General features: G+C 68.1%; 13 protein-coding genes. 8 read left to right on the forward strand and 5 right to left on the reverse strand.

Going from position 1 to position 14,920, the window contains the following annotated elements; translation table 11 throughout:
- Position 1: 1 nt before the first annotated feature.
- The 5 genes from ccoG to AB4Z16_RS22555 all read left to right on the forward strand — a co-directional run bounded on the left by ccoG (position 2) and on the right by AB4Z16_RS22555 (position 7,008).
- The gene (gene ccoG / locus AB4Z16_RS22535; protein ID WP_441513560.1) at positions 2-1,456 is read left to right on the forward strand and encodes a cytochrome c oxidase accessory protein CcoG; all 1,455 of its coding nucleotides are present in this window, start codon (positions 2-4) and stop codon (positions 1,454-1,456) included.
- A gap of 20 nt (positions 1,457-1,476) precedes the next feature.
- Positions 1,477-1,998 (forward strand): FixH family protein, encoded by a 522-nt coding sequence (locus tag AB4Z16_RS22540; protein WP_441513561.1) that lies wholly within the window; start codon positions 1,477-1,479, stop codon positions 1,996-1,998.
- 1 nt (position 1,999) lies between these two features.
- On the forward strand, positions 2,000-4,198 hold the full coding sequence (locus tag AB4Z16_RS22545) for a heavy metal translocating P-type ATPase (RefSeq protein WP_441513562.1): 2,199 nt from the start codon (positions 2,000-2,002) through the stop codon (positions 4,196-4,198).
- The gene (ccoS, locus tag AB4Z16_RS22550; RefSeq protein WP_149130936.1) at positions 4,195-4,344 is read left to right on the forward strand and encodes a cbb3-type cytochrome oxidase assembly protein CcoS; all 150 of its coding nucleotides are present in this window, start codon (positions 4,195-4,197) and stop codon (positions 4,342-4,344) included. Before AB4Z16_RS22545 ends, ccoS begins: the two co-directional genes overlap by 4 nt.
- Positions 4,345-4,446: 102 nt before the next feature.
- Positions 4,447-7,008: a DNA translocase FtsK gene (locus AB4Z16_RS22555; protein ID WP_441513706.1), complete on the forward strand. Its 2,562-nt coding sequence runs from the start codon at positions 4,447-4,449 to the stop codon at positions 7,006-7,008.
- Between the two features lie 21 nt (positions 7,009-7,029).
- Here AB4Z16_RS22555 and AB4Z16_RS22560 read toward each other — a convergent pair whose 3' ends face one another.
- Entirely contained in the window at positions 7,030-7,800 is a 771-nt protein-coding gene (locus AB4Z16_RS22560) for a DUF899 domain-containing protein (protein WP_441513563.1), read from the reverse strand.
- A gap of 109 nt (positions 7,801-7,909) precedes the next feature.
- On the opposite strand from AB4Z16_RS22560, the gene AB4Z16_RS22565 reads away from it, so the two are divergent.
- Both AB4Z16_RS22565 and AB4Z16_RS22570 read left to right on the forward strand, forming a co-directional pair.
- Positions 7,910-9,130, forward strand: a complete 1,221-nt coding sequence (locus tag AB4Z16_RS22565; RefSeq protein WP_441513564.1) for a helix-turn-helix domain-containing protein — start codon at positions 7,910-7,912, stop codon at positions 9,128-9,130.
- 34 nt (positions 9,131-9,164) lie between these two features.
- Positions 9,165-9,803 (forward strand): Vgb family protein, encoded by a 639-nt coding sequence (locus tag AB4Z16_RS22570; RefSeq protein WP_441513565.1) that lies wholly within the window; start codon positions 9,165-9,167, stop codon positions 9,801-9,803.
- A gap of 7 nt (positions 9,804-9,810) precedes the next feature.
- On the opposite strand, the gene AB4Z16_RS22575 is transcribed toward AB4Z16_RS22570, so the two are convergent.
- Both AB4Z16_RS22575 and AB4Z16_RS22580 read right to left on the reverse strand, forming a co-directional pair.
- Positions 9,811-10,974, reverse strand: coding sequence for an amidohydrolase (locus AB4Z16_RS22575; RefSeq protein ID WP_441513566.1), 1,164 nt, complete (start codon positions 10,972-10,974; stop codon positions 9,811-9,813).
- A 100-nt stretch (positions 10,975-11,074) separates the two neighbouring features.
- Positions 11,075-11,968, reverse strand: coding sequence for a LysR substrate-binding domain-containing protein (locus AB4Z16_RS22580; protein WP_441513567.1), 894 nt, complete (start codon positions 11,966-11,968; stop codon positions 11,075-11,077).
- Positions 11,969-12,096: 128 nt separating this feature from the next.
- Here AB4Z16_RS22580 and AB4Z16_RS22585 point away from each other — a divergent pair, with 128 nt between their 5' ends.
- Positions 12,097-12,801 (forward strand): SDR family oxidoreductase, encoded by a 705-nt coding sequence (locus tag AB4Z16_RS22585; protein ID WP_441513568.1) that lies wholly within the window; start codon positions 12,097-12,099, stop codon positions 12,799-12,801.
- Positions 12,802-12,840: 39 nt separating this feature from the next.
- Here the strand turns inward: AB4Z16_RS22585 and AB4Z16_RS22590 are convergent, their stop codons facing one another.
- Positions 12,841-13,869 (reverse strand): GGDEF domain-containing response regulator, encoded by a 1,029-nt coding sequence (locus tag AB4Z16_RS22590; RefSeq protein ID WP_441513569.1) that lies wholly within the window; start codon positions 13,867-13,869, stop codon positions 12,841-12,843.
- 10 nt (positions 13,870-13,879) lie between these two features.
- Entirely contained in the window at positions 13,880-14,902 is a 1,023-nt protein-coding gene (gene cheB / locus AB4Z16_RS22595; protein ID WP_441513570.1) for a chemotaxis response regulator protein-glutamate methylesterase, read from the reverse strand.
- Positions 14,903-14,920: the final 18 nt, after the last annotated feature.

Here is a 14,920-nt window from a genome sequence, read left to right on the forward strand (position 1 = left end):
CGTGAGCACCGCCGAGGCCGATCCCGACGACACCCCGCTTTTTGCGGCGTCGCGGAAGGTCTATCCGCAGAGCGTTTCCGGCCCGTTCCGGCGCGCGAAATGGCTCATCCTGTTCCTGTGCCTCGGCATCTACTACCTGCTGCCGTTCCTGCGCTGGGATCGCGGCCCGCATCTGCCTGATCAGGCGGTGCTGGCAGACATCGCCAACAATCGCTTCTACTTCTTCTTCATCGAAATCTGGCCGCAGGAGGTCTACTACTTCACCGGCCTGCTGATCATGGCGGCGTTCGTCCTCTTCCTGATGAACGCCGTCGCGGGCCGGGTCTGGTGCGGCTATCTCTGCCCGCAGACGGTCTGGACCGACCTTTTCCTCGCCGTCGAGCGCTTCTTCGAGGGCGACCGCCGCGAGCGCATGCGCCGCGACGAGGCGCCCTGGAGTTTCGACAAGCTCTGGCGCAAGAGCGCCAAACACGCCGTCTGGCTCGTCATTGCCTGGTGGACCGGCGGCGCCTGGGTGCTCTACTTCGCCGATGCGCCGACGCTGGTGCGGGAGCTTGCGACCTTCACTGCGCCGATCTCGGCCTATGTCTGGATCGCGATCCTGACCTTCACCACCTATTCGCTTGCCGGCATCATGCGCGAGCAGGTCTGCAAGTTCATGTGCCCCTGGCCGCGCATCCAGGCGGCTCTGACCGACGACGAGGCGCTCAACGTCACCTATCGCTACGACCGCGGCGAGCCGCGCGTCTCGGTCAAGCAGGCCTCGAGGCTCAAGGCGCAGGGCGCGCCGGCCGGCGACTGCATCGACTGCCACCAATGCGTCGCCGTCTGCCCGGTCGGCATCGACATCCGCGAGGGCGCCCAGCTCGACTGCATCCAGTGCGGCCTGTGCATCGACGCCTGCGATACGGTGATGGCCAAGATCGACCGTCCCAAGCGGCTCATCGCCTATGACACCGAGATCAACGTCAAGCGGCGCATTGCCGGAAAGCCAGCCGTCTACAGCCCGCTGCGGACGCGCACGTTGATCTATGCGGCGCTGATCCTCGTCGTCGGCGGAGCCATGATCTGGCAGCTTGCGACGCGTCGCACCGCCGATATCTCGGTGCTGCACGAGCGCGCGCCACTCTTCGTGACGCTGAGCGACGGCTCGATCCGCAACGCCTATGCGGTGCGCCTGCTCAACAAGCGCCCGGATGTCCGCCCCTTCGCGCTCACCGTGGATGGCCTGCCGGGCATCCGCATCGACGCGGTCGGCGTCGCACCCACCGCCGATCTCCGACCGGTCGTGAACGTCGATCCGGACACCTCGCGAGAAGTGCGTGTCCTCGTCACCGTGCCGGCAGGCGTGCCGCTGGATGCGTCTCAGCCCATCACCATCACCGCCTCGGATCTCTTCGCCGGGGAAACCGTGCGCGCAACCGACCACTTCATGGCGCCCGGAGGCAAACCATGAGCTGCTGCGGAGTTTTCCTGATGTCCTGCGACACCCCCGCCGCCCCGCGCCCGCGCCGCCCTTTCCGGCTCACCGGGCGCATGGTTGCAGCGATGCTGGTGCTGTTCTTCGGTGTCATCATCTCGGTCAATGCGACGATCATGACGGTGGCGCTGCGGACCATGCCGGGGGTCGAGACCCGCAGCGCCTATGAGGACAGCCAGCACTTCAACGAGGAGATCGCGCGCCAGCACGAGCGCGATGCGCGTGGCTGGAACGCCGCGGCCACGCTCGCAAGGCAGGGCGAGGGCGCGGCGCTTGGCGTGACGCTGGCCGACCGGCTCGGCCAGCTGCTCTCCGGCTTCACGGCGACGGCGCGGCTGCGCCACCCCGCTACCTCCGCGCGCGACCACAGCGTCGCGCTGAGCGAACGCCAGCCGGGGCACTACGAGGCGCGCTTCGACCGTATCGACGCCGGTGCCTGGATCCTCGAGCTGAAGGCGCGTCGCGGCGAGGAGGTCGTCTTCGTCTCGCGCAGCCGCATCACCCTGCCGGAGAAGTGAGATGGCGGCGCAGGATCTTTCCGTCTTCGTGCGCCATCGCGATGGCGGCGTCGCCAGCATGGAGCTCGCGGTCGACGGCATCCGCTGCGCCGGCTGCATGCAGGCGATCGAGAGCGGCCTCGGCCGCGAACCCGCCATTCTCGGCGCCCGCGTCAATCTCGCCCTGAAACGCGTCTCGGTCGAATGGCGCGAAGCGCTGCTGCGGCCGGAAGCTGTCGTCGACAAGCTCGCGGCGCTCGGCTTCAAGGCCTATCCCTTCGTGCCCGAGCGGCAGGAGGAGGGCGCCGCCACCGAGGAGCGCGGCCTGCTGCGCCGGCTGGGCGTTGCCGGCTTCGCCTCGATGAACATCATGCTGCTCTCGGTCGCGGTCTGGTCCGGCAACAGCGGTGACATCGACCCGACGACGCGGGACTTCTTCCATTGGCTTTCGGCGCTCATCGCCTTGCCGACGGCGGCCTATGCCGGCCGGCCGTTCTTCGAGAGCGCACTCAGGGCGCTGAAGGCCGGCGCGGTCAACATGGACGTGCCGATCACCATCGGCGTCGTGCTGGCGCTCGCCATGTCGGTAGCGGAAACCTGGACCCATGGCCGCCACGCCTATTTCGACGGCGTGGTGATGCTGCTCTTCTTCCTGCTGATCGGGCGCTATCTCGACCAGCTGATGCGGCGGCGCACCCGCGACCTCGCCGGCAATCTCGCCGCGCTCAAGGCCGAAACCGCGACGCGGCTGGCCGATGACGGCAGCTGGACGATCACGCCGATCGCGGCGATCGCGGCGGGCGACCGCGTTCTCGTGCGTCCAGGCGAGCGCGTCTCGGTCGACGGTATCGTCGAGACCGGCCGCTCCGCGCTCGACCAGAGCCTCGTTACCGGGGAGACTGCCCCTGTTGCGATCGGCCATGGCGAGCGCGTCCATGCCGGCACGCTCAACCTCACCGGCGCGCTGACGGTGCGGGTCGAGGCTGCCGGGCAGGGCACGCTGCTCGACGAGATCGACCGGCTGATGAGCCAGGCCGTCGGCAGCCGCTCGCGCTATGTCCGCCTCTCGGACCGGGCTGCGCGGCTCTACGCGCCGGTGGTCCACACGCTGGCGGCCGCGACCTTCCTCGGCTGGCTGGCCTGGGGGCTGGCCTGGCCGGAGGCGCTGATGATCGCCGTCACCGTGCTGATCATCACCTGCCCCTGCGCGCTCGGCTTGGCGATCCCGGCGGTGCAGGTCGTCGCGGCTTCCGCCATGTTCAAGCGCAAGATCATGCTGAAGGAGGGCGATGCGCTGGAGCGCCTCGCGGAAGCGGATATCGTCGTCTTCGACAAGACGGGAACGCTGACCCTGCCCGAGCCGGACATCCTCAATCCCGAGGCTTTGCCGCTTGAGCGCCGCGTCGAGATCGGCGCGCTCGCCGCGGCGAGCAACCACCCGCTGGCGCAGGCTCTGGCGCGGGCGCTCGGAGGCGCGTCCGCAAGGTCTGATGTCCGCGAGGAACGCGGTCAAGGCCTGACGGCAGGCGAAGGCAACGACGAGCAGCGGCTCGGCAGCATCGCCTTCTGCGGGGCTGAAGCCGAAGCTGAGTCGGTGAAGGCGCTTCATCCCGGCGCCTCACTGATCGCCTATCGCCACGGCTCCTGCTGCACTGTTCTGGCGCTCGGCCAGAGCCTGCGTCCCGAGGCGCGCGCGACGATCGACGCGCTGCGCGCGGCGGGGCTGGAGATCGCGATCCTATCCGGCGACCGCCCGGAGGCCGTCGCGCCGATCGCGGCCGAGCTTGCCATCGCGCATGTGCAGGCCGGCCTGCTTCCGGGCGACAAGCTCAACCTGCTCGACAGCATGGCGGCGAATGGCCGCAAGGTGCTGATGGTCGGCGATGGCCTCAACGATGCACCGGCGCTCGCGGGTGCCCATGTCTCGATCTCGCCGGTGAGCGCGACTCATCTCGCGCAGGCGGCGGCCGATGTCGTTTTCCTCGGCGACAGCCTTGCCCCGGTCTCCGCAGCGATCGAGATCGCGCGGAAGGCGCGCGGGCTGATGCTGCAGAACCTTTGGTTCGCCGTGCTCTACAACGCGGTGGCGGTGCCGATCGCGATTGCCGGGCTGGCGACGCCGCTCGTCGCCGCCGTCGCCATGTCCGGCTCGTCGCTGGTGGTGACGCTCAACGCCCTGCGCGCACGCGGCCGCGGGGCTTCCTCGGAGGCAGATGCATGAACATCATCGTGATCCTGTTTCCCCTCGCCCTCGGACTCGGACTGATCGGGCTCGGCGCCTTCTTCTGGTGCATGCGCAGCGGCCAATTCGCCGATCTGGAGGGGGCGGCCTGGCGCGTCCTGCAGGATGACGACACGCGGGACTGAGTTCTGCCTCGCCTGTTAACAACGGCTCGGATTCATGGGGCCTTAACCCTGCCGGGCTAGCACTGGGTGACTGGTTAACGAGTTATCGTGTTCGCCCAAGCCATGCATAAACTTGACCGTCACCGCCGCGCGAACGTCATCGTTTCCGAGGCTTATAGCGCCGACCAAGCCGACGAATCCTTCCAGCCTCCGGTGTCGCCGCGGGCTGTCCGGCGCCCCGTGGAGGAGCCGCAGGCGAAGCCTTACGACCGGCCCGAGAACGTGCGTTTCAGCCGCACGCCCGACAAGTTGCGCAAGGCGGCGCAAGTCGAGCGAGAGCAGGCTGTTCCCGCTTCGACCGAATCCAGGGCGATAGCCGTTCCAGCGCCGCCGGCCGAGCCGCCGGCCAGCACGAATCGCGTCCGTTTCTGGCGGACGCCGGACCATCTCATCAAGAAGGTCTGGGGTACTCCGGAGAGCGAGGATGCATCGCTTGCCGAGCCGCTGGACGCGCCTGACGAGGCGATGGCCCCGATCATCGAGGAGCCCTTCGAGGTGACCGGCGAGGTCGTCTGGCCGGAGACGGTTGCCGAGGCCGAGGAGGCCACGACGCCGCTCGCCTTCATTTCCGACCACGCCTTCTGGGAATGCGTGCCCGAGGCCGAGCGCGACGACGCCGAGTTTTCGTTCGAGACCGTCACGCCCCCTGCGAGATGGTCCGCCGGCAAGACTCCACCTGCAGCCGAAACCGTTTCCGAAGAGCCGCCACGGGCTCAGGGCGGCGCGCGGGCACAGCCCGAGGCCAAGCGGCCCGAGGCCGCGCCGCTCGCCGTTTCGGCTCCGCTCATCGTTCCCGCCTGGTCGGGTCTGAACTGGGGTCAGAGCTATCAGGTGAGCTTCCAGATCTCCGTGCCGTCCTGGTGTGCGCCGGCCGCCGAGATCGAGCCGGTCGAGAATGACGTTCCCGTCCCGGTCGACCCCGTGATCGCCGTGAAGCCCGGAGTGCCGCTGGCACGCAGCACGCGCCCTGTGGTCGAGCCCGCGCCCGAGCCGGTCGTTGTGCCCGAGCCCGTCATGGTTCAGCCGACCAAGGCCGCCCCCTTCAAGGCCAAGCATCGCCTCGTCGAGCTGCCGGTGATGCAGGATGCCGGCTTCCAGCTGCCGCCGATCGAGTTTTTGACCGAGCCGCCTGTGGCACAGGCCGAGGCGATGCCGGTCGAGGTCCTCCAGCAGAATGCCGGCCTGCTCGAAGGCGTGCTCGAAGATTTCAATATCAGGGGCGAGATCGTCCAGGCCTGCCCCGGCCCGGTGGTGACCCTCTATGAGCTCGAACCCGCCCCCGGCATCAAAAGCTCGCGGGTGATCTCGCTGGCTGACGACATCGCGCGTTCGATGAGCGCGGTCTCGGCCCGTGTCGCGGTGGTGCAGGGCAAGAACGCCATCGGCATCGAATTGCCCAACAGCAAGCGCGAGACCGTCTTCCTGCGCGAGCTCCTCGCCAGCCAGGATTTCGAGGCAACCAAGCACAAGCTGGCGCTCTGCCTCGGCAAGACCATCGGCGGCGAGCCGGTGATCGCGGATTTGGCGCGCATGCCGCACCTTCTCGTCGCCGGCACCACCGGCTCGGGCAAGTCGGTCGCCATCAACACCATGATCCTGTCGATCCTCTACCGGCTGAAGCCCGAGGAATGCCGGCTGATCATGGTCGATCCCAAGATGCTGGAGCTCTCCGTCTATGACGGCATCCCGCATCTGCTCACTCCGGTCGTGACCGATCCCAAGAAGGCGGTCGTCGCCCTCAAATGGGCGGTGCGCGAGATGGAGGAGCGCTACAAGAAGATGTCGAAGCTCGCGGTGCGCAACATCGACGGCTTCAATGCGAGGGTCGGCGAGGCCAAGGCCGCCGGCGAGATCATCACGCGCACGGTCCAGACCGGCTTCGACAAGCATTCCGGCGAGGCTGTCTACGAGGAGGAGGTCATGGACCTCGAGCCTCTGCCCTATATCGTCGTCATCGTCGACGAGATGGCCGATTTGATGATGGTCGCCGGCAAGGAGATCGAGGGCACGATCCAGCGCCTCGCTCAGATGGCCCGCGCCGCCGGCATCCATGTCGTGCTGGCCACGCAGCGTCCCTCGGTCGACGTCATCACCGGCACGATCAAGGCGAACTTCCCGACCCGGATCTCCTTCCAGGTCACCTCGAAGATCGACAGCCGCACCATCCTCGGCGAGATGGGCGCCGAGCAGCTTCTCGGCCAGGGCGACATGCTCTACATGGCCGGTGGCGGGCGCATCACCCGCGTGCACGGCCCCTTCGTCTCCGACAACGAGGTCGAGAAGGTCGTGGCTCACCTCAAGACGCAAGGCCGGCCGCAATATCTCGACGCCGTCACCTCCGAGGAGGAGGACGGCGCCGAGGACGAGGACGGCGCCGTCTTCGACAAGACCGGCATGGGCTCGGTCGACTCGGACGACCCCTACGAGCAGGCGGTCGCCGTCGTCTTGCGCGACAAGAAGGCCTCGACCTCCTACATCCAGCGCCGCCTCCAGATCGGCTACAACCGCGCCGCCTCGATCATGGAGCGCATGGAGAACGAGGGCATCGTCGGACCCGCAAACCACGCCGGAAAACGCGAAATCCTCGGGGAGGGCGCCCGGCCGCCGCGCGACGACGAGGATTGATCGGACAGCGCCGATCCGCGCTTACGAAGCTGTTTCGTAGCGATCGTGGTGACGCCACCAGGGACCGTCTGCCTCGTTGCGGCCCTTCGGGGCGCGGTCGAGCCAGGCATACATCGCCCAGATGCCGTCCACCCCGCGCGCATAGGCGGAGTAGGTGTGGTAGATCGCGCCGACCTCGCGGATGAAGGCGCTCATGCCAGGGCGCTCGCGGTGATAGGTGGGGACATCGGTGCCGGCCATCTCCGCGAAGCTGCGCTCCACCGGATTGCCGCCGGAGCACCATTCGAATTTCGGCTTGTGCCGGAAGTTGTAGTCGATCCCCGTAGTGCGCTCCTGCTCCTCCGTGAAGGAGACGTTGAAGTCGAAATTGAAGTCGCTGTCGCGTGACGAGGCCCAGGGGAAGCTCCAGCTCATCCGTTCGCGAAAGGCGAGGAGTTTTGCGAGCGGCGCCCGCGATACCGCCCACAGCATCACATCATGGTTGGCCAGATGCGCGGTGCTGCCGTTGAAGCCGTCGGCGATGGCCGAGCAGGACGGGCAGCCCGCCTGATAGTCCGGGCCGAACATGAAATGATAGACGAGGAGCTGCGAGCGTCCTCGGAAGAGATCGGCGAGCGATGCCTCGCCATCCTCGGTGTCGAAGCGGTAGTCGCGGTCGATCCTGACCCAGGGCAGTGCTTGCCGTTGCTGCGCCAGTGCGTCGCCCTGCCGCGTGTAGTGCTTCTCGGCTTCGAGCAGTTCGAGCCGGGCCGCCAGCCATTCCTCGCGCGTTCCGATACGATGTGTCGTCATCGTGCTTCCCTCCTGTCGCCGGATGTCCTGCGCCGCTCGCCGCGGCGCGCCGATTGGTGCTACTGCGGAGAGAACGCGGGAAGGGAGTGACAAGTTTGGCGGGATTCCGATGGACTCGCTGATCACCGCCGCCGGCCGGGCACTCGCCTCGGGCGATCCATTGGGCGCCCTGAACCGCGTTGCCTTGCGCGACGATCCGCCCGCGTTGGCCCTGCGTGGCATCGCCATGGCGCAGCTCGGCGATTTTCCGCGCGCCAAGCTCCTGTTGCGCCGGGCTGCACGCGGCTTCGGGGCGCGCGAGGTCGTCGCGCGGGCTCGCTGTGTGGTCGCCGAGGCCGAGATCGCCCTGGCGTCGCGTGACCTGATCTGGCCGCCCCGCAGGCTCTCGGCGGCGGCGGCGGTGCTGGAGGCCCATGGCGACCGGATCAATGCCGCGCATGCCCGTTATCTCGACATCCGTCGCCTCGTGCTGATCGGCCGGCTCGACGCGGCCGAACAGGCGCTCGCTGCGATGGACCCCGTGCCGCTGCCTTCGCCGCTCCAGGCCGTGCATGGGCTCGCGACCGCAGGCATCGCCTTGCGCAGATTGCGCGCGGGCGCAGCCCGGGAAGCTCTGGATGACGCGCGCGAAGCGGCCGGCAGAGGCGGCATCCCGGCGCTGCTGGCCGAGGTGGAGGCAGCATCCGCGGCCCTTGAGGCACCGGCGGCGCGGCTGATCGCGAACGGCAAAGAGTGCAATCTCCGCCTTCGCGACGTCGAAGCTTTGCACTCCTCGCCCGCCCTGATCGTCGATGCTTGCCGCTTCGCCGTGCGCGACAGGCAGGTTTCGGTCTCCCTCGCGACCCGTCCGGTGCTCTTTGCTCTGGCGCGGGCTCTTGCCGAAGTGTGGCCCTCCGATGCGTCGCGCGAAGTGCTGATTGCGCGGGCGTTCGGGGCGAAATTCACCGATGAATCGCACCGCGCCCGCCTTCGTGTCGAGATCGGGCGTTTGCGCGCGGCGTTGCGGCCGGTTGCGAGGCTGGCTGCCACGCGGGACGGCTTCGCGATGGCGCCGCGCCATGCACCCGAGTTGGTCGTGCTGGCACGCCCTGTCGAGGAGAAGCACGCGGCGGTGCTCGCCTTTCTCGCCGATGGCGAGAGCTGGTCTAGTTCGGCGCTCGCTCTGGCCCTGGGCGCCAGCCAGCGCAATGTCCAGCGCGCGCTTGAGGAACTGGCTTCGGCCGGCAAGGTGCAGTCTTACGGGCAGGCGCGCGCGCGGCGCTGGACGATGCCGGCCATCCCCGGTTTCGCGACGAGCTTGTTACTCACGGCGCCCTGGCGCGGTGGCTAGGGTCGAACCGTCACCATCCCTACGGAGCAGAACCATGACGGTATCCAAGGCAGAGATCATCCGCGAATACGGCCCATTTCCGGGCGTCGACAAAATCCATGGCGTGAGCTTCGACGGCGAGCGGGTCTGGTTCGCCTCAGGCGACCGGTTGAACGCGCTCGATCCCGCGAGCGGGAAGGTGGAGCGCGCCCTCGACGTGTCCGCCCATGCGGGCACGGCCTTTGACGGCAGCCATCTGTTCCAGATCGCCGAGGACCGCATCCAGAAGATCGACCCTCGTACAGGCGCCGTGCTGTCGACGATTCCCGCGCCCGGCGGCGGCGGCGATTCCGGGCTGGCCTGGGCCGAGGGAGCGCTCTGGGTCGGCGCGTACCGGGATCGCAAGATCCACCAGATCGATCCGGAGACCGGCAAGACGCTGCGCACCATCGAATCCAACCGTTTCGTCACCGGCGTCACCTGGGTCGACGGCGAGCTCTGGCACGGAACCTGGGAAGGCGAGGAGAGCGAGCTGCGCCGGGTCGATCCAGCCACGGGCAAGGTGCTGGACACCCTCGCCATGCCGGCGGGCGAGGGCGTCTCGGGCATCGAGTCGAACGGCGACGACCTCTTCTTCTGCGGCAGCACCTCGAAGAGCACGGTCCGGGCCGTCCGCCGGCCGAAGCGGAACTGAGACCTCCTCAGCCGGGGGAGAGCCGGCGGCGGGCGATGGCGGCGTGATAGCGTGCGCCGTGGATCAGCCCGCGATCGTCGAAATCGTAGCGGGGATTGTGCAGCGGCGCGGAATCCTCGCCGTTCCCGACATAGGCGAAGCAGCCCGGCACATGGTCGAGGAAGCGGGCGAAGTCCTCCGACCCCGTCATCGGCTCGCGCGCGACGGAGACGTCGCCATCGTCGAACACCGTACGCGCCGCGGCGAATGCCTCCTGCACCATCGTCTCATCGTTCACCAGCGGCACGAATTCGCGGGTGTAATGCAGCTCGGCGCTGAGATTGTAGCTCTGTGCCGTGCCCTGCGCGATGATCCCCATCTGCCGCTCGATCTCGGCGCTGACCTCGGGGCGGAAGCTGCGGGCGTCGCCGAGGATGCGCGCGGTTCCGGGCAGGACGTTGCGGGTGCCGTCGGTCAGGAGTTCCGTCACCGAGACCACGGCGATGTCCGCCGGGCTCAGCCGCCGCGAGACGATGGTCTGCAGGCTGGTGACGAGCGCGCAGGCCGCGACCAGAACCTCGTTGCCGGAATGCGGCCTTGCGGCGTGCCCGCCCACGCCCTTCAGCACGATCTCGAAATTGTCCTCCGCCGACATGAACGACCCGGTGCGAGTCTGGAACTGTCCGACGGCGAGGCCGGGCATGTTGTGCAGGCCATGGATCTCGTCGAAGGGAAAGCGTTCCATCAGGCCATCGGCGAGCATGGCGAGCGCGCCCTTGCCCCATTCTTCTGCGGGCTGGAACAGGAAGCGCACTGTGCCATCGAAGCCGCCCTCGGCCGCGAGCAGCTTGGCTGCGCCGAGCAGCATCGCCGTGTGCCCGTCATGGCCGCAGGCATGCATCACGCCGGGCGTCTGCGAGCGGTAGGGATGATCGCCCTGTTCGGCGATGCGCAGTGCGTCCATGTCGGCGCGCAACGCGATGGCGCGGTTTCCTGTGCCGCGCTTCAGCGTGCCGACGACGCCGGTGCCGCCCACGCCCTCGGCCACCTCGTCGAACCCGAATTCGCGCAGCTTCGCGGCGACGAAGGCGGCCGTCCCGACCTCCTCGAAGCCGAATTCGGGATGGGCATGCAGATGCCGCCGCCATGACGTCATCTCGGCCTGAAGCGTCTCAAGATCGAGTTCGGGCATGGTCGCGGCCTCGCAGGTCAGTCGGTTCCATGGTTAGGGCAGGCGGCGCGAAACAGGCGCTCCAATCCGCCTCGCGGGATGCAAGTTTCTTGCGCTGCCGTCAGCCCATTCCGGCGGCCTCGGTCAGCCAGCCGCGTACGGCTGCGACCGGCTCCGGATGCCGGGGCCGGCGCGGCGACAGGATGTAGAAGCCGGCCTCGATCGGCAGCTCGGCGCCAAAGAGAGGGACGAGCCGCCCGCGCGCGATATCGTCGTCGACGAGGAAGCGGCTCGTCAGGGCCAGGCCCTGGCCGGCGATGGCGGCGTCCAGCGCAAGCGCCGTCTGGTTGAAGCGGATGTTCTGGGCGGACTTCGGTGCGGCGGCGGGGAAAACGGCCCCCAGAAACGCCGGCCAGAAATCATGGCCGTCATGCAGCAAGGGATAGCGCGCGAAGGTGCCGGGATCTGCGGGATCGCCGAGCTTTTCCAACAGGAGCGGGCTGCCGACGGCGATGATCCTCTGCTCATAGAGCAGCTCGGCGCTGAGCCCCGCTCCGAAGGGCGGCCGCCCGAGCCGGACGGCGAGATCGACCGCATCCGTCCGGAAATCGGAGAGGCGGTCGGTCGCGACGATGCGCAGGTCGATGCCGGGAAGGGCGGCGGTGAAATCCGGCAGGCGCGGTATCAGCCAACGCGAGGCGAAGCTCGGCGTCACGCTGATGGTCAGGTGCAGCGGCGCGGGCCGGAGTTCCTCGGTTGCGTCCGAAATCAGCTCGAAGGCCCGCCGCACGGAGGCGACGTAGCTTCGCCCGGCCTCAGTGGGCGCCAGCGTCCGCGGCAGCCGTTCGAAGAGCTTGAGGCCGAGCTCCGTTTCGAGTTGGCGGATCTGCTGGGCGACGGCGCCCTGGGTCACACCCAATTCCTCGGCAGCGAGGCGAAAATTGAGATGGCGCGACGCGACCTCGAAGACGCGCAGTCCGTTGAGCGAGGGCAGGCGATGGATGCGGCCGGTCATGCGATAGTTTTTCTACAGGCCGATGCGAGTGAAACTGGTTCGTCAGGCACGGAGCGGAGTGGTAGGAAATTCGCCGGCTCGTGGAATGCGCTGCCAGATAGTGCTGCGCAGCGACAGTGGAGACAAGCATGGCGACAGAAAAAGTGGCTCTCGTCACCGCAGGCGGCAGCGGCATGGGCGCCGCCGCGGCGAAGCGCCTGGCGGCGGACGGCTTCCGGGTCGCCATCCTGTCTTCGTCCGGCAAGGGCGAAGCGCTGGCGCAGGACCTTGGGGGGATCGGCGTCACCGGCTCCAACCAGTCCAACGACGATCTGCGCCGCCTCGTCGATCTCGCGATGGAGCGCTGGGGCCGCATCGACGCACTCGTCAACAGTGCCGGCCATGGGCCGCGTGCTCCGATCCTCGAGATCACCGACGAGGACTGGCATCGCGGGCTCGACGTCTATCTGATGAATGTCATCCGTCCGGTGCGGCTGGTGGCGCCGATCATGCAGGCGCAGAAGGCTGGCGCGATCGTCAACATCTCGACGGCCTGGGCCTTCGAGCCGAGCGCGATGTTCCCGACCTCGGCCGTGTTCCGGGCCGGGCTGGCATCCTTCACCAAGATCTTCGTCGACACCTATGCGGCCGACAATGTCCGCATGAACAACGTTCTGCCGGGCTGGATCGACAGCCTGCCTGCGACGGAGGAGCGGCGCCAGAGCGTGCCGATGAAACGCTACGGGACGAGCGTCGAGATCGCCGGCGCCATCGCCTTCCTGGTCTCGCCGGATGCGGGCTACATCACCGGCCAGAACCTGCGCGTCGACGGCGGCATCACCCGGTCGATCTGAGACAAGGCGGTTGCAAGCCCGGTACCAGGGCTGCGCCGGCTAGCCTCCCGCCGCCGGCGCCGCCTCTGAGAATACTGCGCGGTCGCGCCCGCCGTTCTTCGCCCGGAACAGTGCGAGATCGGCCGCATTGACGAGGCCGCCAGGGCCGGTCTCGGCGCTCGGCCACGCTGTCGCCACGCCGACGCTGATCGTCACGCGCCCGGAGCCATGGGGAATGTTCAGGTCGCGCACGCCCTGGACCATGGCCTCCGCGACATGGGCCGCGCCCTCGGGCGGCACATCGGTCAGGATCACGACGAATTCCTCGCCGCCGAACCGGGCGGCGAGGTCGGTCGAGCGACACGCACCGTTCTGGATCACGCCGGCCACCTGCTTCAGCACGTCGTCGCCGGCGAGATGGCCATAGGCGTCGTTGTAACGCTTGAAATGGTCGACATCGATCATCAGCACGGAGAGTGGGGTGCCGGTCCGCACGCCCCGTTTCCACTCGGCTGCGAGATACTCGTCGAAGTATCGGCGGTTGCCGAGTCCGGTCAGCCCGTCGATCCGTGTCAGGCGCTCAAGCTCGAGATTGGCGCGCATGAGTTCGCGCTGGCTCTCGCGCAGCGCCCGGTATGCCTCGTCGCGCTGGAGGTGATCGATATAGGCCCGGGTGTGGTAGCGGATGCGCGCGATCAGCTCGATCTTGTCCGGGAGCTTCACCAGATAGTCGTTGGCGCCGGCCTGGAAGGCCTCGCTCTTGATCGCCGGGTCTTCCTTGGTCGACAGCACGATGACGGGCACGCTGTGGAGCGCAGGGTGCTTGCGATAGCGCCGCACCAGATCGAGCCCATCCACACCGGGCATCACCAGATCCTGCAGGATAACGGTCGGTTTGACGCGCTGGGCTACTTCGATCGCGTCCAGCGGGTCCGTGCAATAGTGGAAGTCCACGTCGCCCTGATGCGTCAACGCCCGCCGGACCGCCTCGCAGACCATGACCTGATCGTCCACGAGCAGCACCATCGCCAGATAATTGTCGACGGGGAGCGGGGCATCGGGGGAGGAGGTGGTGGGTTCGCCTGCCATGGTAAGCCTTCTAGAGCGCCGGCTGGCCGCAGACCTCGGCGAGGCGCGGCGCGATTGCGGTCAGGGGCAGAATTTCGGTGGCGGCGCCGATGGCCGCAGCTGCCTTGGGCATGCCGTAGACGGCGCTGGTCGCCTGATCCTGGGCGATTGTCAAATGGTGCTTGTCGCGCAGCAGCTTCAATCCACGGGCGCCATCCCGCCCCATGCCGGTGAGCAGCACGCCGACCGCGCTTCCGCGCCATTGCTGTGCGATACTCTCGAAGAAGGCATCGACCGAGGGGCGATAGGCATAGTCGCGCGGTTCCGCCCGGTAGCCGAGCTGATCGGCCGAGGTGAAGACGAGATGGTCCGCGCTGGCGGCGATCAGCACGCTGCCCGGTACGGGGCGGTCTCCTTGCAGGGCAGCGCGCACCGCGATCCCGCTTTGCTGTTCGAGCCAGCTCGCGAAGCCCGGCACGAACTGCGCGTCTAGGTGCTGGACGAGAACGATCGCTGCGGAGAAGCCCTGCGGCAGCCCGGCGAGCAGGGTAGCGACGGCCGCGGGGCCCCCGGCGGAGGCTCCGATGGCGACGAGCTGCTGCGTCGAAGCGCTGCGGGGCGCCGGCGGGCGCGATTTGCGCAGCGTTCGCGGCAGGTCGCTGGCGAGGCGGCCGACCGCCGACATGCGCGCCAGCAGCGCGCCGCCTTGGGTCGAAGCGACGCCATTCGCGCCGATGACAGGGATGTCGACGGCGTCGAGCGCGCCATAGCCCATCGCCTCGTAGACGCCCGAGACATTGGCATCCACGCTGGCCGTGACGAGCAGGATCGGGCAGGGGGTCTCGGCCATGATTTGCCGGGTGGCCTCGACGCCGTCCATGACCGGCATGTTCAGGTCCATCAGGATGAGATCGGGAAGGTCGCGCCGGGCGGCCGCCACGGCTTCCGACCCGTCCATGGCGATCCAGGCGACCTTGTGCTCCGCGGTCGACGTCACGATCCGTCGCAGGACTTCGACGGCCATGGGCAGATCGTTGACCAGGCCGACTCTCATGGGAGGTCCTTCATGCGG

This window comes from Allobosea sp. TAF32 (assembly GCF_052113585.1).
In the GTDB taxonomy this organism is placed as follows: domain Bacteria; phylum Pseudomonadota; class Alphaproteobacteria; order Rhizobiales; family Beijerinckiaceae; genus Allobosea.